This window comes from Myxococcales bacterium (genome assembly GCA_016703425.1).
In the GTDB taxonomy this organism is placed as follows: domain Bacteria; phylum Myxococcota_A; class Polyangia; order Polyangiales; family Polyangiaceae; genus JADJCA01.
Map to the genome: position 1 here is coordinate 461761 of JADJCA010000007.1, position 26818 is coordinate 488578.

At 67.8% G+C, this 26818-nt stretch carries 26 protein-coding genes; 6 read left to right on the top strand and 20 right to left on the bottom strand.

Annotated features, from left to right (window positions below):
• Position 1: 1 nt before the first annotated feature.
• Positions 2–1501, top strand: a complete 1500-nt coding sequence (locus IPG50_13910; protein ID MBK6693283.1) for a serine/threonine protein kinase — start codon at positions 2–4, stop codon at positions 1499–1501.
• 45 nt (positions 1502–1546) lie between these two features.
• Here the strand turns inward: IPG50_13910 and IPG50_13915 are convergent, their stop codons facing one another.
• The 5 genes from IPG50_13915 to IPG50_13935 all read right to left on the bottom strand — a co-directional run bounded on the left by IPG50_13915 (position 1547) and on the right by IPG50_13935 (position 6434).
• The gene (locus IPG50_13915; GenBank protein ID MBK6693284.1) at positions 1547–2089 is read right to left on the bottom strand and encodes a hypothetical protein; all 543 of its coding nucleotides are present in this window, start codon (positions 2087–2089) and stop codon (positions 1547–1549) included.
• 84 nt (positions 2090–2173) lie between these two features.
• On the bottom strand, positions 2174–2893 hold the full coding sequence (locus IPG50_13920) for a hypothetical protein (GenBank protein ID MBK6693285.1): 720 nt from the start codon (positions 2891–2893) through the stop codon (positions 2174–2176).
• A complete protein-coding gene (locus IPG50_13925) occupies positions 2890–4545 on the bottom strand; it encodes a S1 family peptidase (protein ID MBK6693286.1) in 1656 nt (551 codons plus the stop codon). Before IPG50_13925 ends, IPG50_13920 begins: the two co-directional genes overlap by 4 nt.
• A 54-nt stretch (positions 4546–4599) precedes the next feature.
• Positions 4600–5103, bottom strand: coding sequence for a hypothetical protein (locus IPG50_13930; GenBank protein MBK6693287.1), 504 nt, complete (start codon positions 5101–5103; stop codon positions 4600–4602).
• Between the two features lie 179 nt (positions 5104–5282).
• Entirely contained in the window at positions 5283–6434 is a 1152-nt protein-coding gene (locus IPG50_13935; protein MBK6693288.1) for a hypothetical protein, read from the bottom strand.
• A gap of 238 nt (positions 6435–6672) precedes the next feature.
• Between IPG50_13935 and IPG50_13940 the strand changes: the two genes are divergently transcribed.
• Both IPG50_13940 and IPG50_13945 read left to right on the top strand, forming a co-directional pair.
• Positions 6673–7545 (top strand): SH3 domain-containing protein, encoded by an 873-nt coding sequence (locus IPG50_13940; GenBank protein MBK6693289.1) that lies wholly within the window; start codon positions 6673–6675, stop codon positions 7543–7545.
• Positions 7546–8415 carry a hypothetical protein gene (locus tag IPG50_13945; protein MBK6693290.1) on the top strand — a complete coding sequence of 290 codons (870 nt, stop codon included), beginning with the start codon at positions 7546–7548 and terminating at the stop codon, positions 8413–8415. It begins immediately after the preceding gene.
• A gap of 26 nt (positions 8416–8441) precedes the next feature.
• On the opposite strand, the gene IPG50_13950 is transcribed toward IPG50_13945, so the two are convergent.
• Entirely contained in the window at positions 8442–9155 is a 714-nt protein-coding gene (locus IPG50_13950; GenBank protein ID MBK6693291.1) for a TetR/AcrR family transcriptional regulator, read from the bottom strand.
• A gap of 89 nt (positions 9156–9244) precedes the next feature.
• Between IPG50_13950 and IPG50_13955 the strand changes: the two genes are divergently transcribed.
• From IPG50_13955 to IPG50_13965, 3 genes are all read left to right on the top strand, one after another.
• Positions 9245–10177: a metal-dependent hydrolase gene (locus IPG50_13955; protein ID MBK6693292.1), complete on the top strand. Its 933-nt coding sequence runs from the start codon at positions 9245–9247 to the stop codon at positions 10175–10177.
• Positions 10174–11610: an NAD(P)/FAD-dependent oxidoreductase gene (locus tag IPG50_13960; protein ID MBK6693293.1), complete on the top strand. Its 1437-nt coding sequence runs from the start codon at positions 10174–10176 to the stop codon at positions 11608–11610. Before IPG50_13955 ends, IPG50_13960 begins: the two co-directional genes overlap by 4 nt.
• Positions 11611–11795: 185 nt before the next feature.
• The gene (locus tag IPG50_13965) at positions 11796–12206 is read left to right on the top strand and encodes a hypothetical protein (GenBank protein ID MBK6693294.1); all 411 of its coding nucleotides are present in this window, start codon (positions 11796–11798) and stop codon (positions 12204–12206) included.
• A 1034-nt stretch (positions 12207–13240) separates the two neighbouring features.
• Here IPG50_13965 and IPG50_13970 read toward each other — a convergent pair.
• The 14 genes from IPG50_13970 to IPG50_14035 form a co-directional block, all read right to left on the bottom strand.
• Entirely contained in the window at positions 13241–14389 is a 1149-nt protein-coding gene (locus IPG50_13970) for a hypothetical protein (GenBank protein ID MBK6693295.1), read from the bottom strand.
• A gap of 487 nt (positions 14390–14876) precedes the next feature.
• The gene (locus tag IPG50_13975; protein MBK6693296.1) at positions 14877–15293 is read right to left on the bottom strand and encodes a hypothetical protein; all 417 of its coding nucleotides are present in this window, start codon (positions 15291–15293) and stop codon (positions 14877–14879) included.
• A 1-nt stretch (position 15294) separates the two neighbouring features.
• A complete protein-coding gene (locus IPG50_13980; protein MBK6693297.1) occupies positions 15295–15720 on the bottom strand; it encodes a hypothetical protein in 426 nt (141 codons plus the stop codon).
• A 48-nt stretch (positions 15721–15768) separates the two neighbouring features.
• A complete protein-coding gene (locus IPG50_13985; GenBank protein MBK6693298.1) occupies positions 15769–16128 on the bottom strand; it encodes a hypothetical protein in 360 nt (119 codons plus the stop codon).
• Positions 16129–16195: 67 nt separating this feature from the next.
• On the bottom strand, positions 16196–16474 hold the full coding sequence (locus IPG50_13990; protein ID MBK6693299.1) for a hypothetical protein: 279 nt from the start codon (positions 16472–16474) through the stop codon (positions 16196–16198).
• Between the two features lie 110 nt (positions 16475–16584).
• The gene (locus tag IPG50_13995) at positions 16585–17697 is read right to left on the bottom strand and encodes a hypothetical protein (GenBank protein ID MBK6693300.1); all 1113 of its coding nucleotides are present in this window, start codon (positions 17695–17697) and stop codon (positions 16585–16587) included.
• A 7-nt stretch (positions 17698–17704) separates the two neighbouring features.
• Positions 17705–17899 (bottom strand): hypothetical protein, encoded by a 195-nt coding sequence (locus IPG50_14000; GenBank protein MBK6693301.1) that lies wholly within the window; start codon positions 17897–17899, stop codon positions 17705–17707.
• A gap of 852 nt (positions 17900–18751) precedes the next feature.
• Positions 18752–18877, bottom strand: a complete 126-nt coding sequence (locus IPG50_14005) for a TetR/AcrR family transcriptional regulator C-terminal ligand-binding domain-containing protein (protein ID MBK6693302.1) — start codon at positions 18875–18877, stop codon at positions 18752–18754.
• 422 nt (positions 18878–19299) lie between these two features.
• Entirely contained in the window at positions 19300–20091 is a 792-nt protein-coding gene (locus IPG50_14010; GenBank protein MBK6693303.1) for a hypothetical protein, read from the bottom strand.
• 696 nt (positions 20092–20787) lie between these two features.
• Positions 20788–21411 carry a TetR/AcrR family transcriptional regulator gene (locus IPG50_14015; protein ID MBK6693304.1) on the bottom strand — a complete coding sequence of 208 codons (624 nt, stop codon included), beginning with the start codon at positions 21409–21411 and terminating at the stop codon, positions 20788–20790.
• A complete protein-coding gene (locus IPG50_14020) occupies positions 21398–22606 on the bottom strand; it encodes an efflux RND transporter periplasmic adaptor subunit (GenBank protein ID MBK6693305.1) in 1209 nt (402 codons plus the stop codon). The genes IPG50_14015 and IPG50_14020 overlap by 14 nt, the downstream gene beginning before the upstream one ends.
• Positions 22607–22616: 10 nt before the next feature.
• Entirely contained in the window at positions 22617–25787 is a 3171-nt protein-coding gene (locus IPG50_14025; GenBank protein MBK6693306.1) for an efflux RND transporter permease subunit, read from the bottom strand.
• A gap of 89 nt (positions 25788–25876) precedes the next feature.
• The gene (locus IPG50_14030; GenBank protein ID MBK6693307.1) at positions 25877–26359 is read right to left on the bottom strand and encodes a hypothetical protein; all 483 of its coding nucleotides are present in this window, start codon (positions 26357–26359) and stop codon (positions 25877–25879) included.
• Complete coding sequence (locus tag IPG50_14035; GenBank protein MBK6693308.1) at positions 26335–26733, bottom strand: hypothetical protein; 399 nt, start codon at positions 26731–26733, stop codon at positions 26335–26337. Before IPG50_14035 ends, IPG50_14030 begins: the two co-directional genes overlap by 25 nt.
• Positions 26734–26818 lie beyond the last annotated feature (85 nt).

Genomic DNA, 26818 nt, shown 5'->3' on the forward strand with positions numbered 1-26818 from the left:
GTTGCCTAGCTCAGGTTCCACGCCGCTTTTGCCAGCGACGTCACGCTACGAGCTTCTCCACAAGATCGCGGCCGGCGGCATGGCAACCGTCTACGTCGGGCGGCTTTCGGCGGCCGCCGGCACGCGGCGCCTGTTCGCCGTGAAGCGGGCGCACACGCATCTGGCCGACGACGCGACCTATCGCAAACTTTTCGTGGCCGAGGCTCGACTCGCGTCGCGGCTTCACCATCCGAACGTCGTGGCCGTGCAAGACGTAGAGGACCTCGATGGCGAGCTTCTGCTCGTGATGGATTATGTCGAGGGCGCGTCGCTGGCCGAGCTCGTTCCTTTGAGTGACGACGCCACGACCCGCGCACGGCTCGCGGTGCGCATCGTCCTAGACGCGGCCCACGGCCTTCACGCGGCCCACGAGCTCAAAGATGATCGCGGCCGCTCGCTCGACGTCGTGCATCGCGATGTGACGCCACACAACGTTCTGGTGGGCAAAGACGGCATCGCGCGCGTGACGGACTTCGGTGTCGCGAAGAGCCTGTCAAACACGGGCCCGGGCACCCTGACGGGAGGGCTCAAGGGCAAGCTCGCGTACATGGCGCCGGAATACGTGGAACGCGGCGTTGTCGACCGGCGCATCGACGTTTTCGGGCTCGGCATCGTCTTGTGGGAGGCACTGACCGGTGAGCGGCTGTTTCAAGGAGTCAACGAAGGCTCGACGCTGGCGGCGGTCCTTCGGTGCAGCGTCAAGGCACCGAGCGCCGTCGCGGCGGGCGTCCCGGCCGAACTCGACGAGGTTGTGCTTCGCGCCCTCGCGAGGGATCCCGAGGAACGCCCCGCCTCGGCACGGGCGTTTGCCGAACAACTCGAACAAGCGGTGCGCGCCTATGCGGACGGGCTTGCCAGCCACGACGAGGTAGCCGACGCCGTCGAGGCGCGCGCGGGTGATCTTCTGCGCACACGACGCGACCTGCTCCGATCGCTGGACGTCACGAAAGACGAGTTCGTGCCGCCTGAGCGCACCGAAACGCGCGCCGGCCCAGCCAACCAGCCGACCAAGCAAGACGACAAGAAGCAGACCCTGACGCTCGATGGCGCCGCCGCCGTGGCGGTGCCAAAGGCCGCTCATGCGCCATCAAACTCCCGTTGGCTCGCGTTGGCGGCGCTCGTGGCCGCGTCGTCGTTGGCGGCTGGCTTCAGGCTCTTCTCGCGAGAGCCCGGAGCACCGACGCCCTCGTCGGCACCAAGCCAGAGCACCGTGCTGGTCCCCCTCGGACTTCGAGCGCAGGACGGCAGCGCGACGGCGGCTGTGGTTAGCGACGTGCCGCCCAAAGACCCGACGGCCATTGCCGCGTCGAGCGCCAAGGAGCTGAAAGCGCCTCGACGGCAACCGCCTCGAGCCATCGTTCGACCCATCGCCCCGGCGGCTGCAGTCGACGCGGGCACCCAGGCGAAGGACGGCGACAAGGCGCCGCCGAACCCGTACCGAGGCGACGCCGGGAACGGATAGCGGCACAATCGCGCCCCGGCGCGACCAACGGCAAGGAGCGGCGACCTAGAGCGTGCAGATCACGTCGGCCCCGCCAGCGGCGCAGAAGCCCTTGGCGCCGCTCTTGGCGCAATGCTCCGCGAGAAGGCACGGGCAATCCTCGAGCGGACAGACGAGGGGAACGCAGTCGTACGTGACGGCCCCCTTGCCCGCATCGCTCGCACTGACGCCGACGCAGACCTGTGACGGGGTGGCGCAAGCGGTGGCGCCGCACGTGAACGTGGGCTTGGACGCATCGCAAACGTCGCTACCGGTCGCCGCGGCCCGGCAAGCGCTCGAGGTTTCGCCGATCGCTTCGCAAGTGCAGACACCGCCAGGTACCTTCTCGTCGGTGCACGTGTCGAGTTGCGGACGCTCGCGGCAGGCCCCCAGCGCCCCCCGACCGCACTGACGGTCCGGGAAGGCGCAATACTCGTCCGCGCGGCAATCGGTCTTGACGCGGCAATCCCGACTCGCATCGGCGGAACCGGCGTCCCTCGGCGTGGTGGTCCAGTCGTAGGAGCACGCGGAAGTGAGGGCGACCAGAACGCACGTCCGAACGAGGCTCATGGACGTCCTGCATGCTGGCGCAACATGGCCTAGTCGTATCGCAAATCCGCCCTTGAGGCTGGGACAGCGCCAGGCGCGCAAGAGCTATCGGCGCAGCCGACCTAGGGTGCCGGACGCGAGGACGCGCGGAACCATCTCGCTGGGAATCGGCGCTGGAGAACCAGTACCCCACGGATTTCGGAGGGAGACCAACTCTTCGCCCGTGGCGTCGTCGCGCCTCGTTCCGCCGTACTCGTAGGCGTGACTTGGGACGAGCCCGTAGGCATTGAGCGCCGCTTCTTCGACGCTTCCGGGCGCAACGGCTCGTGAGGCGATGACCACGGCGTCAGCGTCACCACGGGCCGCGGCCTGCAAGGCGTCCTGCGCCGAGAGTTCCACGGCATCGAGTCCGAGCATGCTGAACGCCGTCGCCGGAAAGCCGCCGCGCCCGAGCGCGCTCTGCTCGTAGAGATCGCGTTCGCCGGCGACCATGTCGGTGGCACCGACGCCGTAATGGACGGCGGCGGCCCGCTCGAGGACGCGCAGTTCGTTGTCGCCAGCGGCTCCAACCGGGCCGGGACCTTGCAAAACAACGTGCGCCGGTCGCTCCTTGTCGTGGACGATGACCTCGTAGAGGTTGTCGCCCAGGGACTGGACGAGCGACCGCAAGTGCGCCTCGCCAGCGGGCGTGGCCGCGACTTGGTTCACGGCCGCGACGAAGAAGCAGTCGGCCAGCTCACCCTGGTTGAGCCGGGGCGGTCCTGTCATGTCCTCCATGCCGCCAAAGGCCCGCTCCAACAATTCCAACGAGGCAGGTGTTCTCATGCAGCCTCCCCATCGAGGAACATGCCAAGCGTCGCGCCGCCCGGATCGCGGCCCGCACTGCGGCGGAACACCACAGTTGCGGCTCTCAAGCCGCAGGAGCAGCCGCGAACGATCCATCGCCCCACCAGCGGACTGTGCGCTCGGGCCCGAGGGCGCATGAACGCGCCGCCGCCGACTACAACGTGCGCCCTGTTATCGAGCCTATCGGCGCGCCGCCGGCCCGCCGGCGGCAGCAAGCCCTGAGCGGCCGCCCGCCTTCGTCGACCAAGGCGGGCGAGCATCGCGACGGCGAGCGGCCACAGGCCTCCCGGCGTCGAACGACCCGCGACGGCGCAACCGCCGTCGCTCGCGTCCGCTGTGGCTGGCGCCTGCGACGTGGCGCCCCCATCGACCGACGCAGCGGGCGCCGCCGCCGCCGGTGCCGCGATGCCGCACGCGGCCGCGCAGCTTCGCTCAAGGCAGGCCGCGTAGCCCTTGCCGCCGGAGCTCGCGGCGCAAGAAGGGTCGCTCGGGTTCGCGACGCAACGCGCGCCGACGGACTCGAACGACAGCGCGCGCCGCTCGGCGCAGCAGCTCGCTCCACCGCACGTGTCGCACGCGCTGTCCTTCAGCAGCGCCCTTCCGCACGCCGGCAGACTCTTGCACCCGGCCACGTCGCGGCACTCGGTGGCGCAGGCGTCTTGGCACGAGCAACTCTGGAACGCGAGGTACGGGCCAGCGCCCGCCTCGTGCTTGTTGGCGCACTGATCGGCGCATGCTTGCGAGCCGCACGCCGACCGGCAATCCAGCAGCGCCTTGCAGTCCTTGTCGGCGACGCAGGCGTCTCTTCGCTTCGCGCAGGTGTTGTCGCCAGACTCGGCGCGGCTCGCGCAAACGCGGCACGTGTCCATCGCGGGGAGCGGCGCCGCAAGCTCGGCATCGAGGAAAACGAGCTCGCCTGACACGCGAACGCTCGTGCCAACGCCAAGGCAGTCGGGCTCGACGAACGAGTGCACGCCCACGACGCGCGCGCTCGCGCCCGTGCCCAGGATGACCGGGCCACCGCTGTCGCCGGAGCAGACGCCACCGTCGCTCATCTCGTAGCGGAGGAAGTCAGCGCCCAGGGCCGAGACGTTGCGCGTGATGTTGCGGCGCGCTTGTTTGGCCGGGTCGGGGCCGCTCGCGGTGGTGCGGCCGTAGCCGACGCTCACGACGCTCGTGCCGACCGAGAGGCCGTCGCTCGCGGTGGCGAGCGGCACGAAGGGCGTCGTTGCGTCGACGCCTAGGATGCGCACGATCGCGACGTCGTGGGCGCCAACCTCCGGCTTCCCTGTGTAGTTCGTCTTCCCGTCGAGCACGGAGAATCGCCGCGTCGAGGGCGCCTCCGGATCCTCTCCAAGGAGCACCGTCTGGGGCTTCCAGTTCGAGAGGCAGTGGCCCGCCGTAAGGACCCAGCCGACGCCGGTGGCCGGATCAATCTTCACGAGCGTTCCGCTGCATTCGAAGAAGCCGCCGCCCGAAGGCGCCGAGCGCAGCGTCACCACGGCGGCGTGCGTCGTGTCGAGTGCGCCACCGATGATGGCCTGCTGGGTGCGCGTGACGCGCGTCGCCGCTCGGAGCGTCAGCGAGCGAGGAGCAACCCGCGGTGAGGGTGAGGGTGACCGCGAGGCCAAACGTCGCCGTCGTGACCGCGCCGCCGACGCTCATGCGTCGTCCGAGAGAGGGCCTCATGGCAACGTCACGGTCGTGTTGCCGACGGCGAGGCGCGGGATGTCTTTGACCACCGCACCGCCCTTGGCGAGACGAACGCGCCAAGGATGCCCGGCGTAGGAGCCTTGCGTGATCTCGCTCCCGGCGGCGACCGTCTGGTAGGAGACCTCTTTGCAGGCGTAGTCGACCCAGACCAGCTCGACGTCTTCGCCGCAGCCGTTCTTCAACGTGATGCTCGCGTCGGTGGTGCCCGCGTCGGCATCGGAGCATGCGGTGGGCGCGCCCGACCCTGCCGCGGTGAGCGCTTTGCACAGGCCAGTGGCGCTCGTGTTTCCCGTGGTTCCGCCGTTCGTTCCGGGCGCGGTGGGCGAAGCGCCCGCGTCCTCTTGACCGATGATCACGCGAGCGCCGCCGTCGGATTTGGCCTGCGAGGGCGCATCACCACCCGACCCGTCGCTGCAGGCGACCAAGGAGCCAACCAACGCGGCAAGCGAGACGACGAGACCAGCGACACGAATCAAGCGAACCTCCACGAACGACGCCGGTCCTGTAGCACCCGCGTGCCCGACAGAAAGACGCCTAAACCGGAGAAATGAAGGAGCGGCGGCAATGCGGGTGGGGAACGGAGGTGGAGTTCGACGCTACCCTCCGTGAAACACCTGCAGGGGCCTCGCTGTCGTGCGCGTGCGCGTCGGCACGCTCAGAAGACGACGCGCACCGGACTCGTGCGCGTCTCGAGCGAGCCGTCGCCGAGCTGGCCGTATCGGTTCGAACCCCAGCAATGGAGCTGGCCGTCTTCGCCAACGCGGGCGCAGGCGTGGCCCGCGCCCAGCACGAGCTCGACCACGTCGGTTAGTCCCGCGACGGGCCCGGCGGTCGCCGAGATCGAACGAGTGCCCTGGCCGAGCTCGCCGTCGTTGTTGGCGCCCCAGCAGCGCACCGTGCGATCGGTGCCGAGCGCGCACGAGCGCGCCGCCGCCGACACAAGCTTCGCGACGCCCGTGACCCCCTTCAGGGTCGTGGGCTTGGCGCGCGTCTCGCCGTCGGGCGCGATGCCCAGCTCGCCTTGATCGTTTCGGCCCCAACACCGCGGCTGGCCCGCCACGACGACGCACACGAAGGAGTCGCCGGTCGCGATCGACGTGGCCTTCGCGACATCGGGGCCGGACTGTTTCTGATTTTTCGCGAGCCCTTCGCCCCAGCACGTGATCTTCCCATCGAGCGAGCGCGCGCACGCATGCGCCCCGGCAACAGCGATCTCGTCGGCCCCCGCGACGGGCGCGCCCTTCGTGACACTCGGCGTGCCCCAGCACTTCACGCCGCCCGACTGGTTCTTCGCGCACGCGACGAAGCCGCCCGCTTGAATGTCGATGGCCCCCTCGATGCCGACGACCTCTGTGGGCCGCACCTTGTCGACGTCACGCCCGTCGCCGACGATCTTGCCCGAGCCCCAACAACGCACCTTGCCGCTCTTCAGCCGCGCGCACGAAAACCCGTGCCCCGCGGCGAGCTGCTCGACGTCGCGCAGGTTGGGCACAGCAAGCGGCTTGGTGCGATTGCCCGCGGTGCCGCCGTCTCCGAGCTCGCCGTCCTTGTTGCGGCCCCAACAGAAGACGCTCCCGCCTTGCGCCATCGCGCAGGTATGCAGATCGCCCGCCGCAACGGCCACGATCGTCTTCTGGACCGGGGGCGGCGGCGGCGCCTCGACGGAACCGGCGGACGCAGGCGACGGCACTGGCGGAGGAGCGCTCCCGCATCCCAGCGGTCCGTTCACTACCGCGAGGCCCAACACGCACGCGATCGCGCGGGCCCGAACGCGATTGGCGAGCGCCGCGGCGAATCGGTGACGCACCGGCCCAAGTAGAGCAACGTTTGGCGCTCCCACGCAAGGACAGCCGGATCGTGCGACTGTCTCTTGGCGTCACCGGCCGCCGACACTCGGCGACGCCAAGACGTGCCCAAATCCCGATCGAGCACCGGAGAGAGACACGGAACGGGGTCGCGCGAACGCTCACGCCCTTCAATCTTCACCGGGGACGGAAGTTCGGCGTCAGGCCGGCGCTGGATCGGTGCTTGCTCAGTAGGTCGACATGCTGAAGTTCGGGCCGTCGGTGCTGGTCATTGCGATGCTCCTCCCCGGCTGCGGCGCCGCGCCTGCCGACGGGGACGAGGGCGTGACCGACGAAGCGGCACTGACGGCCACGGAGGTCGTGACGGCCGGAGCCACGCTGCGCGTCACCGCGTCGCGCCTGAACTTGCGAAACGAAGCGGAGCTCAGCGCCGATGTGGTCGCCGTGCTGCGGCAAAACGATCGCGTGACGGCGGTCACCACCAGCGGCGAAGACGGCTGGGTCAACGTCAAGTCGCAGGGCGGCGACCAGGGTTGGGTCTTCGGCAAGTACCTCGCTCGCGTGAGCGGCGCGCCGAGCCCCTCCCCGAACCCATCGCCGAATCCCTCACCGAACCCGGCGCCCAGCGGCGGAACGTGCGCACCCTCGCGCGCGGACGGCGCGGTGCACCGCTACCAGAAGGCCCTTCACGACGCCATCGCCTACGCCGAAGGCACGCGCGACTACTCGAAGGACGGCTACAACGTCATGTTCTCGCACCGCACGTTCGCGAGCTGCCAGACGCATCCGAACGTGTGCATCGCCTTCGGCAGCAGCTGCTCAACGGCAGCCGGGCGCTACCAGTTCCTGACGACGACGTGGAACACCGTGAAGCGCGCCGCCGGCCTGCCGAGCTTCGAGCCGGAGAACCAAGAGCGCGGCGCCGCGTACCTCGTCTCCACGACCAGGCGCGTGACCATCCCGACGGCGCGTCCGATGACGGCCACGGAGTTCTCCAACGCGATGTCGAAGCTCTCGTACGAGTGGGCCTCGTTGCCGCCGGGTCGCTACGGTCAGCCCTCCAAGTCGATGAGCCAGGTTCGCAACCTCTACTGCAGCGTCGCGGGCTGCTAAGTGGGCGCTCGCCGCGAAACGAAGCTCGCGCTGGCCTTCGCCGGCGGCGTTGCCGTGGGCGCCCTCTCGGTGGTCGCGCGCTTGGCGATCGAGGCGGAGAAGCCGCTTCGTGTGAGCGAGCCGTCGACGCCGAACGCGATGCCGGAGGAGGCCTCAGCGCGCGCGGCGACGCGCAACCTGGGTGCACCTCCGCCGCCGCCAGGGCCCGCGCACGCGGCTCCTTTCGGGACTCCGCGGACCGACGACGACGTCGACGTCGACGACAGCCGCGCGAGCGCGCCCTCGGCGACCGATCCACTCGCGCGCGTTCGGGCCCTCACTGCGGATCCCCGCCCGGCGGCCGTCGCGGGCCTCGCAGCGCTCCTCTCGTCGAGCGACGCGGCCGTCTTGCTCGAGACCCTCGACACGTTGATCGCGCGAGGCGATCCGTCGGCGCTCCCCGCCGTGTTGCGCGTTGACCTCTCGGTCCCTGGCGTGGCGCCGTCGGCCGTCGTCGCGATGGGAAAGCTCGGCGCCGCCGCGACCGCTACGGCGCGCGACGCTGCGCTCCGCCGGCTGACGGAGATCTTGAACGACGAAAAGAAGCGCCCCGACTTGGGCGTCTTGCTCCACGTCTACGAGGCGCTCGGTGAGCTTGCCGATCCGCGCTCCGTGGAGCTCTTGGAGCGCGAGCTCGCCGACGACACCGTGCCTCGCGCGGGCAAACACCTCGTGGTGCTCGCGCTCGGACGCATCGGGGAGCGACGCAGCGCGCCGGCCCTCGCGGCGCTCCGAGCCTCGCTCGCCACACCGGCCGCCGATCCGCTCGAGGAGGCCATTCGTACCGAGCTGACGCGCGCCATCGACGACGTCCTCGCTGCGCTTGGCTGAACGATTCGACTGCTCGGGCCCGCCGCTCAGCGCGGAGGCGCGAGCCTGAGCACCTCGCCGAGCACGGTGCTGAAGAGCATGACGAGCGCTTGCCGAGAGGCTGCGCGCTCGCTCGCGGAAGAGGACGCGTGCGACTCGACCCAGTCGACGGAGCCCGCTTCGACGAAGCCGATCCAACCGCGCAAGCCCGCGTGCAGCACCGGCGCGAGCTTCGCCTCCTCGACGGGGCCGATGCCGAGATCGGGGAAGTCTTCCTCGATGCCGGCGACCACGCGGGACAGAAACGCACGCCGGGTCGCTTCGAGGATCGAAGCGATGCTCGGATCGGAGCCGATGCCGCCGCGCATCAAGGCCACGTACGCAGGCCCGCGGCGCGCCACGAAGTCGAGGTATGTCTCGAGACCGCGGTGGAGCCGCTCAATGGGAGGGAGCGCCTCGACCAGCGCCGTCGCCTGGAGAAGCTCCTCGGCGGTGTGCTTGAGGGCCGCGGCGTAGAGGTCTCGTTTCGACGGAAAGTAGTGGTAGAGGAGGCCCTTCGAGATGTGCGCCGCCTCGCTGAGGGCGTCGATGGACACCTCGTCGTAGGCCCGGTCGCTGAACGCCTGCACGGCCAGAACCACGAGCTGCGCGCGCCGCTCATCGACGTCGAGCCGGGTGCGCACGGACGCCGGCGCCGCCGCCGACGTGGCCTTCCGGCTAGCCGTCGTCTTCTTGGAGCGCTTCGGCGAGGGTCGCGGCACCCCCGCAGCTTACGGGAAATGCGCCGCCGGGCCACTATTGACTTTGGTTCAATAGACGCCACACTCTGGAAACGCCCAAGGAGGCCCTCATGGCTGATCTGCATCCGCCGCAGCGTCCGCTCCCCGAAGTCCGCTCACCCAAGATGTCGAGCCACGGCCCCGTCCCGCGCGCTTGGTTCGCGGACAACGCCGTCGCCACGCACCTCGCCAACGGCGTGGGCCTCTTGTTCCCCGCCGGCGAGCGCTTCTTCGTTCGCTCCGTCCGCGCGTACCTGGGCGAGCTCAAGGACGAGACCCTCGTCGCGCACGCGAAGCGCTTCTTCGGGCAAGAGGGACGCCACGCGAAGGAGCACGACCGCGTCATCGCGCTCTTGCGCGAGCAGGGGTACAACGTGACTGGGTTCCTTCAGTTCTACGAGCGCGTCGCCTACAAGCTCATCGAGCGCATCTCGCCGGCATCGCTGAGCCTCGCCACGACGGCCGCGTGCGAGCACTTCACGGCGCTCTTGGCAGAAGAGGCGCTCGTGTCACGCTCCCTCGACGAGGCGCACCCGACGATGCGCGAGCTCTTCCTGTGGCACGCGGCCGAGGAGATCGAACACCGCGCCGTGGCCTTCGACGTGCTCTCCGCGGTGGCGCCGAGTTATCCGTTGCGACTCGCGGGGCTCTTCGTCGCGACGGCGTGCCTCGGAGGCTTTTGGGCTCTCGCGACCGTGTCGCTTCTGCTCCAAGAGGAGAAACCGCATCGCCTTGCGAAGGACTTCCTCCGGATGTTCGGGCAAGAGGGCGTCTCGTCGATCTTCGTGCGCGGCATTCGCGAATACATGAAGCGCGACTTTCATCCGCTCGACCGCGAGCTCGACGCGCTCGCGGAGAGGTACCTTGAGGAGGCGGGGTACACGCAAGGGGCAGCGGCGACCACGACCACGACCGCGACCACGACCGCGACCACGACCGCGACCGGGACCGGGACCTCGACCGGGATGGCCATCGAGGCGTTTGCGGAGCAAGGCGCCGCGTGATCGTTGACGTCGCCATTGTTGGCGGCGGCTTCGCGGGCCTGGGGCTCGCGACGCTCCTCGCGCGCGAGGGGAGCTCGTTCTTGGTGCTCGAGGCGAAGAGCGAGCCGGGCGGCGTGTGGCGCGACAACCACTACCCGGGCGTCGCTTGCGACATCGAGTCGCAGCTCTATTCCTATTCGTTTTCGCCGAACCCGGATTGGTCGCGAACGTACGCGCCGCAGCAGGAGATCTTCGCGTACCTGCGTCGCCACGCCGAAGCGCTCGGCGACCGCCTGTGGACGGGGGCGCCGGTCACCGCGGCAACGTGGGAACCGGCTCAACGACGCTGGCGCATCGAGACAAGCATGGAGCGCGTCGTCTACGCGCGCGCGCTCGTGTCGGCGTCGGGCCTCGCGTTCCACCAGCCGGTCGTGCCCGAGCTCCCGGGCCTCTCGTCGTTTCGCGGCGCGACCTTCCACTCGGCGCGGTGGGATCACAGCGTGTCATTGGAGGCCCGGCGCGTGGCCGTCATTGGCACGGGCGCGAGCGCCATCCAGATCGTCCCCGCCATCGCGCCGAAGGTCGCGTCGTTGACGGTCTTCCAGCGCACGGCTCCATGGATCGTGCCGCGCGGCGATCGCGAGGTACCCACCGCGCTCAAGGCGCTCTTTCGACGCGCGCCCGCGACGCAGCGCGCGCTTCGAGCCGCGTTCTTTGCGCGGCACGAGCTTCTGTCGGTCGCGCTCACGCGGAAGCCCGAGCTCATGCGCTACGTGGAGCGCGCGACGCTGAAGGAGCTTCATCGCGCCGTGCGCGATCCGGAGCTACGCGACAAGCTCACGCCGCGCTACCGCATGGGCTGCAAGCGGATCCTGCTCTCCGACGACTACTACGAGGCGCTCACGCGACCGAACGTGAACGTCACAACGTGCGCCATCGTGGAGGTCACGGCTTCGGGGCTGCGTACGAGCGACGGCGCGCATCACGAGCTCGACGCCATCGTCTTCGCGACGGGCTTCGAGGCGGCGAACGCGTCGCCTCCCTTCGCGGCGCGAGGCCCACGCGCCACATGGGACGACCTTTGGAAGGAGGACCCTTCCGCCTACCTGGGCACGACGATCCGAGGCCTGCCGAACTTCTTTCTCCTCGTGGGCCCCAACACGGGCCTCGGGCACAACTCGATGATCGCGATGATGGAGGCGCAGTTTCGCTACCTCCGCGGCGCCTTCGCAGCGCTCGACGAGGTGGGCTCCATCGAGCTCCGTGAGAGTGCGCAACGCCAATACAACGATTGGCTCGAGCGGCGCCTCGCGCGCACCGTTTGGGCGTCAGGCTGCCAGAGTTGGTACCTGAGCAAGAGCGGCCGCAACACCACCATGTGGCCCGGCTCGGTGCTCGAGTTCCGCCACCGCACGAGGCGCTTCGACCTCGAGAACTACGAGACCGTCGCCTAGAGCAGCCGCCAGACCTGGGCTCGCGGTCGGGGTCGGGGTCGGGGTCGGGGTCGAGGTCGAGGTCGAGGTCGAGGTCGAGGTCGAGGTCGAAAGGTATTTTCGTGGGCTCCCCGCGAAAAGCGCCCCCAACTGGAATGCGCGGCTCTGTTGCGTCGTCTGATCGAGCGCCGCCACGCTCTCCGCTCATGCGCTTGCCCCTCCCGAGGATCCTGACTCCCCTCTTCGGGGTCCTCGTGGTCGCGGTGGGCGCGGTGACGTCGGTCGCGCTGTCAGGCTGCTCCCTCGGCAAGTCGCTTGCGCCGCTCGAGGCGGCGGTGAACGTGGGCGACGCCTTCGACGCGGTGCTGGAGCGCGCCGTCGCGGGGAAGGTCGGGAGCATCTCCCTCTACGAAGGCGCGCTCCTCGTGCAGACGAACGATCCGGTTCTGCTGGACGGGCCGCCCGGACAAGCGCGCCAAGCGGGACCGCTGACGGCGCGCATCGTCAACGGTCGCATGTGCGTCGTGCGCCCCACCTCGCCGTTCTCGCGAGAGGTGCTCAACATCGACTTCGTCGGCGGCCGCGTCTCGGACAAGCGGCGCCACTACGTCGACTAAGGAGTCGTCGGGCGAGAGAAGCGAGCGGACTCGGAGACGACGCCGTAGGCCAACTCGTCACTTGCCTCGCTGCGCGATCCAGAGGCCGGGCGTTGCGTAGGAGCAGTAGGCGCGGCAACCGTTGGACGAGCCCGCCCCGTGTCGCGCGGCCGCGCCACGCGTTCTCATCGAGCGCGCTCGAGCCAGTTAATCGTGTGGTTCGGTTGGCCCGTCACGGGGCCAGCCGAACCGCTCACGTAGAGGCGACACGCGTCGGGCGAGAGCCAGCGGCTTGACGCGTGGTACCAGTCCCCCACCCTAACGGGTTTGCCGTAGCGAGATTCACCCGCACGAAATTCGTAGGCGAAGGGCATTTGCTGGCCTCCCAACGTTGTCTGGTCCGCGACCAAGAGCGCGCCGTCGGCCGAGACTGCGCCAAGGCGCCCTCGCGCCCCTGAGTCCGTTTCCTCGCCCCACTGCCCAGCCCCGCTCTCTCCGATAGATTGGCGGGTTGTCGACCGCATTCGAAACGATGCGACCCTCTCTCCAATACAGGATGACCGTCTCGTTCGCCGACACGAGGACGCCGGTGAAGGTGATCCCCCCGGCAAACACCTCGTCGTCCGCATCCGGCACGACGGCGTCAGGGGGGACAAAGTGGGCCCTACGAACCGCCGTCCCCGTACTAAAGTACAAGCGTTGCCCATCGGTGCTCACTCCCGCCAGTCCACCGGGCGCTCCAGACAGGGTTCCGGCCCGGCCGAACGGTTGCTTGCGATCGGTGCGGGTTGCGCGGTAGAGCGCAGTCGCGCCATTGTGCTGCGCATGGAAGTACACCGTCAATTCGTCGCCCGATAGCATCGGGGTCGGATCGTCGACAAGCGCGCCGAGCGAGTCGCTAACGGCCGCGGCGGCGTTCGGGTACAAGAACCGTGCGTTCGGATCGCATTGCTCAGGTGTTGGCTGCACCTCCCGCTCGCAGGCCCATTGCGCGGGCAAGAGAACGAGCGCCGCCCGCGCCCCATAGCGCCCGAATCGTTCCCAAGTCGCGGTCCTCACGAGAGGGCGGGCCTATCGAGTTGGCTGATGTCTCCATCGAACGAATCGGCAGACGAGTTGCGGAATGAGCACTTCGCGCGCGAGCCGAGGATCTGAAGCGCGCTCCGCGACGCTGCCGGAAAAGACGGCGCCTCGAGAGACGTGTTCTCCAGGAAGACGTAGGTGGGCGACACATCAGACGCCGACGAAGTCTCGTCCGTGTCACGTATGCAGACGCACGAGCCTGGTATCGGCCGATACGCGCTTGTCGCCTTGTCGAAGTTCTTGGCCGTGTAGTACGCCTCGGTCACATTCGTTCGGAGGAGCGATCCACGAACGTGCACGTCGAACGCGTCCTCGATCAGCATGCAGCCTCCCGGCCCTTCCTCCATGAAGAGGGCGTCGAAGAAGCAGTTCATGAAGTGACAATCGGCGTTCTTGTGCTTGCAACGAACCTCGATGTCGTAGCCGTCGCGTTCGTTGTACGAGCTGCCGAAGTCTGTGAAGAGCGCGGTGTGCCAGTCGCCTTCCAGAAGCAGCGTCTTGCCCTTGTCCCCGTAAGGCCACACCCAAACGTCCTTGATCGCGATCCCGCTCGCGTCGAGGACGCGCTCTGCCGTGCGCGCCGGATACGCTACGTCAGGAACCTGGATGTCCCGCCCTTCGAGCCGAAGCCCAACGTTGTACATGTCGCGGTTCCAGAAGACGTAATCGGTGGACTTCATCCTCGCGGACTTCGCGAAGTTGAGGTTGCTGACCGACGTGTTGTGATTCATGTAGACCACCGCTCGGCGTCCGCCTGGGCCCTCCGGCGACACCCACGCGCCGTTCGGAGGGAAGATCGTGGCCGACTGACCAATCCCAACAAGAAGCACGTTGGGCTTCATGCGAATTTCCTCGTAGTAGACGCCAGGCGTCACGAGGATCGTCCAGGTGTCTTCACCCGGCCGTAAGTCTACGTCGGTGTAGTTCTTCTTCGGCGGCAGCGGGATGACCCGCATCGCCTCGCCAATGGTCCGAAAGTCCGACGTGAGGCCGTGGTAGATGTTGTTGCTCGTCGCTTGCCTCGGACCGACGACCAGCGTGCGCTCGTTGCGCAGTGTGTCGTAGGCCATCGGCACGACGATGCCCGGCCGGGACATCCTCTGAATTCGACTAAGTGCCATGTGAACTCCGTCGCTACGTGCTGACTTGGCGGGCGCTTCGAGCGGGGCTCACCCGCGCCCTCCGCTAGCCGTGACGTTGGGCCGCCGCACATGCCTCATGAGCCGCCTGCGTTGCCAGGCGTTGCCACGCGGAACGTGAGCTCTTGAGCACCGCACGACGCGGCTTCGTTCGGAACCAGCCGCCACCGCAGGCGTGGACGGAGTCGGAACGACGGACGCCGCGATGCTCACCGCCGAGACCTCCGAGCAAACGCTCTCATCGTGCTCACGATCAACGCTGAGTGCCTCGTCGCCGCTATCGGGTCGTTGTTTTTGCATCACGGTCTCCTCGTTTGCTTCATTTTCAGACATCAGTCGCCGTCCCTCGGGACGCTCGCTCCGTTGGCCCGCTCGCGGTTCGCGGGTCTGAAAGCGGTCCTGTTCGCGCCCATCGACGGCAGTCAGGCTCCGTGGTCCGGCCCCGGGCCTACGCGCTCCGAGGTCACTCTCACCTTCCCCCCACCCGATTGCCCGCGACGGCGATGCGGAAGGTCACGTCGGAGACGCCGGACGACCCCACCGCCGTCGCGATGAGCTTCCATCGGAGCCAACGCGCTAGCGGAACGGTATTGCCAAGCACGAGCTTCTGCACATCGGGGCTCGTGGCCAAGAGCGGCGGCGTCGCCGTAAACGTCGGGCTCGCTGCGCTCGCGCGAAACATCGACTCGTCTCGCGTGGGTGCGGTCTCATAGTCGAACCTCAACGAGGTGTGCCCCGTTGCGATGGTGCACTCGCGAAGCTCGAGCCATGCGGTCGCGTCTTGGTAGTCCTGGAGGTCGAGCCAGTTGGCCTCGGTCTGGATCACGCTCTGAATCGAGAACTGCATGCGAATCGTCGTCCAATCCTGCAACAGGAATCCTTGCATGTTACCTGCCTCCAATCATGTTCGCCGCGACGGCGATGCGAAATGTCACGTCGGACGCGCCCACGGTGCCGACGCCACCGGCGGCGATGGCGAGCTTCCAGCGGAGCCAGCGCGCCAACGGCACGGTGCTGCTAACGAGAATCTTCTGCACGTCCGGCGTGCTGCCGATAAACGGCCCGGTGAACGCCGCGCTCGACACGCCCACGCGAAACATCGACTCATCCCGTGTGGGGGATGTTTCGTAGTCGAACTTGAGCTGCGTCGGCGGCGACGTCCCGGTCGCGAACGACGCCTCGCGCACCTCAAGCCACATGACCGCGTCTTGGTAGCCCTGAAGGTCGAGCCAGTTGGCCTCCGTCTGGATCACGTTGGATAGGCCGAACTGCATTCGAATCGTGGTCCAATCCTGCAACAAGAATCCGTGCATGGTCTCTCCCTCCGCGCGCATCGCGCTGTTCGTTGCCGCCCCAAGCCCTCAAATCGCCGACATCGTGATCCGAAACGTCGCGCTCCACGTGGCGCTGTCCGCCGACTCGAGCGCCCAGCGCACCCAGTTGCCGACGGGCGGCCCGTAGACCGAGTGCGCGAGCGCCGTCATGACCGTCGACGTACCGATGGTCGCGAGGTTCACCGCCGTGGGTGCTTGCAGCGGCAGGAAGAGCGCCTCGTCTTCCGACGGCGCCGTCTCCATGCGCAGGTAGAGATTGGTGCCGCTCACGATGATCTTGCCGACCTCGATCAGAAACTGCGCGTCTTGGAACTCGTCTGCGGGGACCCACACGGCCTCGCTCTGCACGATCTCCGTCGGCCCGCCCGAGCGTTGCAGCGTCGTCAATCTTGAATGACCTTCGACCACACGTTGTCCTCGTCTCTCGCTCGCCCGTCGCGCTTCTCGTGGGCGCTCAGCGCGCGTACGCCATCATCGTGATGCGAAATGTGATGTTCCAACTGACGCCTGTATCCTGCGACACGGTGCGCCACCTCACCCAGCGGGAGACGGGCTGCGCCGGGTTGTCGTAGAGCGCGAAGCGACTGACCGTTGGTGTCGCGCCCGCTGAAGTGATGCTGAGCGGCGTACCCAAGGCTCGAAACGTGCTCGCATCACGGAAGGGCGCCGTCTCGTAGATCATGTTCTGTGGGCTCAGCGTCGTCCGGCGCGCAAGTTCGAGAAAGAACACCACCTCGCTCGCGAAGCCTTAGTCGACCCAGCCGCCGGACGCCTGAACGACGCCTGCTGCCCCGCCGTCGGTCCCCACCGTCACCAGTCCTGAAGAAGAAAGCTCTGCATCGCCTACACCCCGAAGTAGTTCCGCTGGTAGAGCTCGATGCGCTGCCGATCGAGGTCGGAGATGGCGCCCCTGACGACGATGACCTCCGCGATGAGGCCGTTCCAATACTCGGGCACCGTTTGCGTGTTCACGCCCACTCGAAAAGCCCGTCGCGCCGGTCGCCGTTGTCTGAGCAAGCCACCCGTGATGGTGCGGGGCGTGGTGTTCAGCGTGATCTTGGCAAACTGCCCCGCCCCCTCGTACCGATGGCAGCTCTTGAACGCTGCCGAGGCCGACTGCGTCTCGGCCAAGGTGTTGTCGACCGTCTCGTTGACGACGGAGCTATCGCTGTAGACGTAGGTGTTGGCCAAGAAAAACATGCTCGCCGAGTAGGTGGTCGCGGGCGGGGAGGCCAACCGCAATGAAAGCAACGTGCCGTTGCCGTTCTTCGCCACGCACAACACTGAATACGCCGCTCCTCCCGCAACAAGGCTCGTGAGCGTGTTCTGCATGAACTTCGAGCCCGAGAAGTCGAGCGCGGGCCTCCCACCGACGGCGTTGTTCACGAGCACCGGCCGACTCCCCGCCACGGCCTGCGTGACGTGGTTGCCGTTGCCGGACTGGTCGAGCCAATCGGTCACGTTCGAGCCGCTGAGCACCACGCCCTGGTCGGCCCGTAGCCACAGGAGCAACCCGGGCTGCGTTCCTGCGCCGGTCGAGTCGAGTGCGCTCCTCGGCGACATCGCCGAGCGCACGCCTTCCCCGAAGGTCACGTGCACGCGGAACGTCACATCCCACGTCCCCGCGGCCGACCCGACGAGCTTCCAACGAAGGAGCCGAGCCAGGGGCACCTTCACGACTTGGTTCATGAACGCCTTCCGCAAGACCGGCGCGGGCCCCACGGTCAAGACGTCGACGGAGTCGAGCGTCACAAAGAGGCTCTCGAAGGGCGCCGGTGCCGTCTCGAAGCGCAGCGCCACGGTGCCGCTGCCAGGGTTCGTGACCTCCGTGACCTCCACCCAAAAGACGGCATCGGCGTATTCCGGCGCCCTTAGCCAGTCTTCCTCCGACTGGACGACGGGCGTCGTGCCGCTGCCGCGAATCGTGATCCAATCGGTCAAACGAACGGAGTGCATCGAGACCTCAAGAGGCGCGCGGCAACCACACCGAGTGCGCCGCCAAGTGAATCCGAAACGTCACCGACCAGCTCGACGACGCCGACGCGAGGTCGAGACGCCAACGCAGCCAGCGGGCCAAGGGGATCTGCTGCGCCGTCGTGTCGCGAAGAGGCGCGTTCAGAATGTTGCGCGTCGTCGTGAGCCCCACGACGAGCGGCACGTTGGTCTGCAGTCCGTCTTGTGGCGACGCAAAGAGCGCCTCTTCCTTGAGCGGCGCCGTCTCGAGCCACAGCTTCGGCGACGGCGCGCGCCGCCGGCGCGAGCGCCATCACCTCGATCCACGCGCTGAAGTCTTGGTACGCCGCAAGGTCGAGCGCCTCGGCGTCGGATTGCGCCACTGGTCGTGGTGGTCGTGCCGTAGACGGTGACGATGTCCTGGAACAGAAGGCTGTGCATCTCAGCGCGCTCCTGCGGGGTCGACGCTGCTGTAGACATGCCCTCGGGAATCGCGAAGAGGTCGCTCCCGCGCGACGCACGGAACTCGCGCACGACGGGGTTGAGCGCCACAACCAGCCGGAAGGTGAGGTTCCAGTCCCCTCCGAGGTCAGGGAGACCGCCCAGCGCAGATGCTTGGAGAGCGGCACCTTCGACACGTTCGCGCGCGAGGCCGCGAAGTAGACGCCGCGAGTCGAGAGCACGGTGCCCGATGGCTGCATCGTGAGTGTCTGAAAGAGCGACTCGTCTTCCATCGGCGCCGTCTCGAGCGTGAGCTTCACCTCGGCGCCGCTCGTCACGTCAGCGACTTGGATCCACATCGACAGATCGCGGAAGCCTTCGAGGTCGAGCCAGTCGCTCGCGCTCTGACGCACTGTTGTCGTCGTGCCGGGCGAACGAATCGTTAGCCCCGTCACCCGACACAGTCCTGCATCACGTGAGCAATCACGCGCCGGAGGCAAACACAGTCTCTCTCGCTACGGTGGGACTCGAAAGCGTCTCGAAATCCGCGACAGAATGAGGATTGCCGTAGGTGCGCGTTTTTTTTTCGCTATTCGGCGACGCAAATTCTCGCGTGCTACCGCGCCTCGCGCAGCGTCGCCGAGAGCACCGCGTCCACCACCGCTTCCGCGAACGCGTCGTCGAGCGGCGCGTTGCGCAAGAGGAGCCGATACCAAACGGGGCCAAACATGAGATCCATCATGAACCCGCGGTCGAGCCCTCGCGGCTCGCGGCAGCTCTCCGCGCATCGTCAACGGTCGCATGTGCGTCGTGCGCCCCACCTCGCCGTTCTCGCGAGAGGTGCTCAACATCGACTTCGTCGGCGGCCGCGTCTCGGGCAAGCGGCGCCACTACGTCGACTAAAGGAGTCGTCGGGCGAGAGAAGCGAGCGGACTCGGAGACGACGCCGTAGGCCAACTCGTCATCTCACGCACCTTCGTCGTCGTGCCGGGCGAACGAAGCGTCAGCCAGTCACCCGATACAGGGGGCCTGCATCACGTGAGCAATCACGCGGCGGAGGCAAACACAGTCTCTATCGCTGGGCGGGGGCTCGAAAGCGTCTCGTTGGAGGGGCGCCCCTCCCGCGTAGCGGCTCGGCTCGGTCGGAGTCTGCGTCGACCTATCTCACTCAGCGCCGCCGAAGGCGTCAACGAACCCCGCCTCATCCGCACCACCGCCCGACGAGCTCTGCGTCTGATCGCCCCCGCCGCTCGGCCCGCCGCCGCCACCGTCTTCGGTCCCGCCGAACGCTTGAACGAAGCCCGCCTCATCGGCGCCGCTGCTTTGGAACCCGCCGTTCTGACCGCCACCACTCTCGCCGGTGCCTTCGGTCCCACCGAACGCTTGAACGAAGCCCGCCTCATCGACGCCGCTGCTTTGGAACCCGCCGTTCTGACCGCCACCACTCTCGCCGGTGCCTTCGGCCCCGCCGAACGCCTGCACGAACCCTGTCTCGTCGGCGCTGCTGCTTTGGAACCCGCCGTTCTGACCGCCACCACTGTCGCCGGCACCTTCGGCCCCACCGAACGCCTGCACGAACCCAGTCTCGTCGGCGCCGCCTGCGGGGAGCCCACCGGGGGCGCTGGTCGGTTCGGCGCCGTTCCCCATGAGGCCCCACGTCTTGTAGCCGTTCGGCGCTGCCTCATTCTCGTGAACGCCCGGGACGAATTCGCCGGGCTTGTGCGTGTACACGTCTTGGTTCTCGTTGATCGACGGGTCGTCATAGACGCGACCGTTTGATCCGACAACCTTGCCGTCCTCCGTGGGCGATAGGTTGAAGTTGAGCGCGTCGCTCATGTAGTTCTTGGCGTCGTCGAAGGCCGGAGTCCGGTACTCGGTGTTCGCGGCTTCCACCCTTCCGTAAGAGCCCAGGCCGGGATCGATGTACTCCCTTGCCGTCAGGGCCGATGAGCTCACCACCCTCCGTGGCGCTGTAGATCTTGTCGGGCTGGTTGGCGTTGATGGTCGGTCCCACGTCCAGGCGCCCGTTGGGCCGACGACGCGTCCATCTTCGGTTGGCGTCCAAAGGTGGGCGTCGTTGACGCGATCCATGTTCGTCGAGGGCCTGAAGCCGCTCGTGCTCATGCCACCGCTCACGCTTGCGAGCGCCGCGCTATCGAGTTCGAACTGTGCCGCTTGCGATGATCTCACGTGCTGCGCTCCGTTCTTGAGAGCACGAGGTGCCGTGCTCCACAGCCGGTCAAGCAAGATGCTGACCAAGGCCTCTAGCCGGGCGCCGCGGTGCCAGACGTTCGCGAAGCGAGGCAGGTGTCCGCATCGCTTGAATGATTGCCCACCAATTCGGGGATGAACGAATCGTTCACCCCCTGCCCCCTTTCTGCCTAGACGACATCGTCGCCGAATGTCCGCTGGCGCATCGCGCTCGGCTCCATTCGCTGTGGCCCCCCGCGCCACAGGAACGCGCACCGCTCTTCAAAGTCTCTTTGACCAGGGCGAACCAGGAGACGATTCAGCTTGAATCGCAGGATCGTCCCCATCGGACGCTCTCGCTACGCGGGGCCTCGAAACCGTCTCGCAATCGGCGCCATCGCGAGGACGGCCGGAGGTGCGCGTTCTCCTTTTTCGCTATTCGGCGACGCAAATTCTCGCCCACTACCGCGCCTCGCGAAGCGTCGCCGAGAGCACCGCGTCCACCACCGCTTCCGCGAACGCGTCGTCGAGCGGCGCGTTGCGCAAGAGGAGCCGATACCAAACGGGGCCAAACATCAGATCCATCATGAACCCGCGATCGAGCCCGCGCGGGAGCTCGCCGCGCTCGACGCCTCGATCGAGCACCTCGGCGACGTGTTTGCGCCGCGTCTGCACGTACGTCTCGCGAAACTCCTCCGCGAGCGCCGCGTCCGACTGAGCCGCCGCGATGAAGCCCGCCATCGTCTCGCCGAAGCGACCGCCGCGGAGCAAGCGACAGCTCTGACGCATGAGGGAGAGCAAGTCCTCGCGGACGTTGCCCGTGTCGGGAAACGGGTTTCGCCGTAACTGGCGCTCCGCGTAGGCCTGCATCGCGAGCGACGCGCGACTCTTCCACCACTTGTAGATCGTCTGCTTCGAGACGCCGGCGCGCTCCGCGATGGCTTCGATGCTCACGCCCGCGTACGCGCGCTCTTCGAGGAGATCCGCCGTGGCTTCGAGGATCGCGCAGCGGCAATCCTCGCTCCGCGGCCTGCCGCGCGCAGCTCGGGGCGGCGCCTCTGCCTTCTGCGCCTCAGGGCGCGCCATGGGCCTTGGGCTCCACGGGGTTCACGACCGTTCCATCCACGAGATCATCCGACGCGTTGAGCACGACCGTGTCGCCGAGCGTGAGGCCGTCGACGATCTCCAAGTCTTTGCCGAGATCGCGGCCGATGACGACCGTCTTCAGGAGCACGCGGCCCGACGCGTCGAGGGTGGCGATGCGCGTCCCTTCCTTGCGCACCACCAGCGCGCTCGCCGCGACGATGAGCGGCGGCGCCAGGCGCTCCGTCGCGATGCGGACCCTGACGAAGGCGCCCGAGAGGAGCACGCCTCCGCCGGGCACATGAATCTCTGTCCGGAGCGTGCGCGTCGACGGATCGAGGGCGCCCGCGGTGCGCGCCACAACACCTTCGATGGGCGCCTTCGGCGACGACGGGAGCGACACGCTCACCTTCGTGCCCACGCGGACGCCGCTCGCCGCCGACTGCGGCACGTCGACGAAGACCTTCAACGTATCGAGCTTGCCGATCTCGAAGAGCACCGTGCCGGCGCTGCCGACGTTCGGCGTCACGAGCGAGCCGACCTCCACACCGCGCCGCACGACGACGCCGTCGAAGGGCGCCACGATGCGCTGGTAGTTCATGAGCGCGCCGATGCGTCCCACCTCCGCGCGCGTCGTCCCGAGGGCCGCCGCCGCCGAGTTCGCCTTCGCCCGTTGCTCGTCGACGTCTTGCTGCGAGACAAGGCCGCTCTTCGACAGGGCGTCCTTGCGCTCCGCGATGGACTTCGAGATGTCGAGGTTCAGCTCGGCTTCGCGCTTGCGCGCCTCGGCGAGCTGCAGCTCCTCCTTCGTCTCCGGCGCGTCGATGACCGCGAGCAGATCGCCAGCCTTTACGCGATCGCCGAGGTCGACCTTGTAGCTGCGAACGAAGCCCGTCGTCCTCGCGTAGAGCGGCGCCGATTGGAACGGCGCGACGCTGCCGGGGAGCGTCGTCTCCACGCGCTTCGAGCCGGCCGTGACCTTGCCCACGAGGACGCGCTTGGGCGCGCCCGACTCGGCCGCCGCCTTGGTGAGCGCGTCTCGCTGGCGAAGCTTGGGCAGAGCGCCGATGGCCAGCGCGCCAGCCATCACGGCGAAGGCCAAGAAGACGTAGCGCCCCAACGCCGGACGTCGCCGCTCGCCAGCGAGCGCCGCGTCCTCGGCGAGCTTCGGCTCTGTTGGCGGATGCGGCATCGTCATGACGTCCTCTTCATTCTGCCACCGCACCATCGTGGGGCGCATCGCGAAGCGCGGGATCGAGGGTGCGAACTTTGTTCCGAGCCCGCAGCACGGTGTACACGACGGGCACGAAGAACAAGGTCGCGATCGTCGAGCCGAAGAGGCCGCCGATGACGGCGCGACCGAGCGCCGCGTTTTGCTCGCCGCCTTCGCCGAGGCCGAGCGACATGGGGAGCATGCCGATGATCATCGCGAGGGCCGTCATGAGCACGGGCCGAAGGCGCACGCGGCCCGCGTCGAGGGCCGCCTCGCGCGACGAGAGGCCTTCGCTGCGTCGCTCGTTGGCGAAGGACACGATGAGGATCGAGTTCGCCGTCGCGACGCCAACGCTCATGATGGCGCCCATCAAGGACGGGATGCTGAAGGTCGTTTGCGTCGCGAAGAGCGCGAGCACGAGGCCCACGCCCGCGCCGGGGAGCGCCGTCAGGATGATGAACGGATCGAGCCACGACTGAAAGTTGATGACCATGATCGCGTAGACCACGAGCGCCGCGACGAGCAGGCCCAAGCCGAGGCTCTTAAACGCTTCGTTCATGCTGTCGACCTGACCGCGGATCGCGAGCGTCGCGCCAGGGGGAAGCTCCTTGATGTACTTGGCCGTCACGCCCTCGATGTCTTTGGCGACGCTGCCGAGATCGGTGTCTTGGATGTTCGCGCGCACGTCGAAGGTCGGCTGGACGTTCACGTGGCTGACGACCACCGGCGTGATGCGGTGGTCGACCTTCGCCATGTCGCCGAAGGTTTGACTCCCGCCGGCGGTGCTGAGGCCGAGCGCCGTCAGCTTCTCGACCGAGTCGACGCGCCACTCGGGCACCTGCACCGCGACCGAATAGCCGCTGCCTGTGGCCGGGTCGGTCCAATAGGACGGGTTCACCTGCCCGCTCGACGAGACGAGGAGCAAGAGGTTGTTGGCGATGTCGCGCTGCGTGAGGCCCACTTGCGCGGCGCGCCAGCGATCGACCTCGACGTGAAGGCGCGGCGCATCGACGATCTGATGTAGGCGCACGTCGACGACGCCGCGCACCTTCCGGAGATCGGCCTCGACGCGCTTCGCGATGCCGTAGGTGACGTCTTGCTTGGCGCCCGAGACCTGCACGTCGATGGCGGAGGGCAAGCCGAAGTTCAAGATCTGGGTCACGATGTCGGCTGGCGAAAAGTAAAAGCCCAGCTCGGGAAACCGCGCCGGCAGCTCGGTGCGAAGCTCCTTGATGATGTCGGCCGTGGCGCGCTTTCGCGTGCGCGCGAGCGTCATCAGGATCTCCCCGTCGGCGGAGCTGAGGTTGCTGCTGTCGGTCGTGGCCAAGGTGTAGCCGCCCGGCGAGCCGATGACGTCGAGGATGCGATCGCGGTCGCGCGCCGGCACGATCTCGCGCAGCGCGTCTTCGACGCGCGTGAAGTGCCGCTCCGTCTCTTCGATGCGCGTCCCCGGCGGCGCCGTGACGTGGAGACGCACCTGCCCGCCGTCGACGGTGGGGAAGAAGTCGCGGCCCACGAAGGGCACGACGGCTACGGCGACCGCCACGGCGACGGCGAACGAGCCAAAGGCGATGCGGCGTCGATGAAGGACCGCGTCCAAGATCGCGACGTAGCGCGTGCGCAACGCTTCGAACGCCCGCTCAAAGAAACCAAAAAGCCCCTTCGCCGGGCCATGCGGCGCCTCCGCCTCGTGCCGCAGGAGGAACATGACCATCGTCGGCACGAGCGTTCGCGACAGGAGGTACGACGCCATGACGGAGAAGCCGACGGCCTCGCCCATGGGCATGAACATGAAGCGCGCCGGGCCGTCGAGGAACACGACGCTGACGAAGACGATGGAGATCGAGAGCGACGCGACGAAGGCCGGGACGGCGATCTGCGAGGCGCCGTCGAGGATCGCCTGGACCAAGGGTTTGCCCATGGCGAGGTTGCGGTGGATGTTCTCCACCTCGACGGTCGCATCGTCGACCAAGATGCCGACGGCCAAGGCGAGCCCTCCGAGCGTCATCACGTTGATGGTGTGGCCGAGAGCCCTCAGCGCGAGCAATGCGGCGACGACCGACAACGGAATCGAGACGGCGACGACGATGGTGCTCCGCCAGCTCCCGAGGAAGAGGAGGATCATCGTCGCCGTGAGGCCGGCGGCGATGAGGCCCTCGACGAGCAAGCCGTCGATGGCGCGCGTCACGTAGAGCGATTGATCGGCGAGCAGCTCCACCTCGAGGCCCGGCGGCGCCGAGGCGCGAATCGTCGGGAGCATGGCCTTGATGCGGCCCGCGACCTCGGTCGTCGAGGCGTCGCCCGTCTTGAGTACGCTCAAGACGACGCCGCGGGCGCCGTCGAGGCGCGCGATGTTGGTCTGCACAGCAAAGCCGTCGTGAACGTGGGCGACCTCGCGCACGAGGACCACGCTACCGTCGGGCTTCTTGATGGGGATGTCGTTGAGCGCCTCGATGAGCACCGGCGAGCTGTTCAAGCTGACGCGGACCTCGCGGTCGTAGAGCTTGGCGCTGCCTGTGGGCAGCGTGAGGTTCTGCGCCGAGACGGCGAGGTTGACGTCGTGGGGCGAGAGGCCTTGGGCGCGGAGCGCGTCGAGATCGAGGTCGACGCTCACTTGCCGCGCGCGGCCGCCTGACGGGAGCGGAAAGCGCGTCCCGCGAACGACGGAGAGCGCCGTTCGCACGCGCTGGTTCACGTGGTCGAAGATCTCCGCCTCGCGCAGCGTGTCGCTTCGAAAGGCGAGCTGGAGGATCGGCACGCTCGACGCGCTGTAACGCACGATGATCGGCGGCTGCGTGCCCGGCGGCATGCGGCGCACAATGGTCTGCGAGACGGCCGTGATGCCGGCCATGGCCGACGGCACATCGGCGTCCGGCTGGAGGTAGAGCTTGATGATCGACATGCCATCGAAGGACTGGCTCTCGATGGACTTGAGATCGGCGACGTTGCCGGAGAGCGAATATTCGCTGAACTGGGTGATCTGCCGCTCGATCTGCTGCGCCGGGAGGCCTCCGTAGGTCCAGACGACGGTGATGACGGGGATGTCGATCGTCGGGAAGATGTCCGTCGGCGTCTTGCGAATGACCTGAAAGCCGGCCACCAGCATGAGCAGCGCCAGCACGACGAACGTGTAGGGGCGCCTTAGGGCGAGGCGTACGATCCACATGGCGCGACGCAATAGTGGACGGTGCGTCCACGAAGGTCAACGAAGCGGGGTGCGGGGTCAGTCGCGGAAGATCGCGGCGCCGCCGCCGATCAGAAGCACCCGCCTCCATCCGGGAGCAGAGCGATGCTGCTCGCGGCGTTCACAAGGATCGCATCAACGCCGCAGCCGGGCGGCGTGTGCGCCCAGCTGTTGCCCAAGGCCTGCACGTTGCCGTTCGCGCGAAGACCGACCGCGGCGCCAGCCCCTAGCACATTGCCGCCGGCATCGGCGACCGTCCCAAGGTCCACGTCGCCGTTGGCAACCACAGCGTCCTTGGACGTGCTCTGGATGGTGTTGCCCCTCACCGTGTGAGGCCCCGCAAGAGCGAGAGCGCCCCCCGTGTAGCTGGTCGCGGAGAACGTATTGAGCAGGATCTGCGCGCTACCGCTGGCCGCTTGGATCCCGACGACGCCCGAGCCCACAATCGTGTTGGCGCGGATGATGGCGAGGCTCCCCGTATAGAGGGTGATGGGGACCGACACGGAGCTCGTGAAGCTGTTCTGCTCGATCAGCGCGTCGCATCCGGTTGGCACCCCTCGACGCCCTGATAGAGCGTGGCGAAGACATTGTTTTGGATGTGGGCGCCCACGGTACCCCCGCCGGCGACAAGAACCCCGGCGCCGCCCTCGAACGTGCTCGAGGTGACGGCGCCCCCCTGCAGTGTGACCGCGAACGACAGGGCGGTGTTGGGCGTCGAGAACTTCAATCCCGACAGGCGAGCACCGGCCTTCACTTGCTGATTGACGCCTGTGACGAGCGTCCCGCCGTTCGCGGTTCCTCGCGACGCCTCGTCCCCTGACGACGACGACCCCTGAAGGCACGTTGAGCAGGCCTCCGACGTAGCTGCCTGGTCGAAGCTGGATGCGGCGCGGGCCGCCGGCGTCGGCCGCGAAAGCGAACGCGACACCTAGGGTCCGGAGCGGGAGCGCGGCCGTGCCCGGGTTCGTGTCGTCACCGACCACGCTGTCGACGGTGTAGTCGGCGGGGATCGG

Coding starts and splice junctions, on each gene's coding strand:
- IPG50_13965 (MBK6693294.1), top strand. CDS start 11,796: ATGCGCTTGCCCCTCCCGAGGATCCTGACTCCCCTCTTCGGGGTCCTC.
- IPG50_14020 (MBK6693305.1), bottom strand. CDS start 22,606: ATGACGATGCCGCATCCGCCAACAGAGCCGAAGCTCGCCGAGGACGCG.
- IPG50_13970 (MBK6693295.1), bottom strand. CDS start 14,389: ATGGCACTTAGTCGAATTCAGAGGATGTCCCGGCCGGGCATCGTCGTG.
- IPG50_13920 (MBK6693285.1), bottom strand. CDS start 2,893: ATGAGAACACCTGCCTCGTTGGAATTGTTGGAGCGGGCCTTTGGCGGC.
- IPG50_13940 (MBK6693289.1), top strand. CDS start 6,673: ATGCTGAAGTTCGGGCCGTCGGTGCTGGTCATTGCGATGCTCCTCCCC.
- IPG50_13980 (MBK6693297.1), bottom strand. CDS start 15,720: ATGCACGGATTCTTGTTGCAGGATTGGACCACGATTCGAATGCAGTTC.
- IPG50_13995 (MBK6693300.1), bottom strand. CDS start 17,697: ATGCACTCCGTTCGTTTGACCGATTGGATCACGATTCGCGGCAGCGGC.
- IPG50_14015 (MBK6693304.1), bottom strand. CDS start 21,411: ATGGCGCGCCCTGAGGCGCAGAAGGCAGAGGCGCCGCCCCGAGCTGCG.
- IPG50_14005 (MBK6693302.1), bottom strand. CDS start 18,877: ATGATGGATCTCATGTTTGGCCCCGTTTGGTATCGGCTCCTCTTGCGC.
- IPG50_14025 (MBK6693306.1), bottom strand. CDS start 25,787: ATGTGGATCGTACGCCTCGCCCTAAGGCGCCCCTACACGTTCGTCGTG.
- IPG50_13955 (MBK6693292.1), top strand. CDS start 9,245: ATGGCTGATCTGCATCCGCCGCAGCGTCCGCTCCCCGAAGTCCGCTCA.
- IPG50_13915 (MBK6693284.1), bottom strand. CDS start 2,089: ATGAGCCTCGTTCGGACGTGCGTTCTGGTCGCCCTCACTTCCGCGTGC.
- IPG50_13975 (MBK6693296.1), bottom strand. CDS start 15,293: ATGCAAGGATTCCTGTTGCAGGATTGGACGACGATTCGCATGCAGTTC.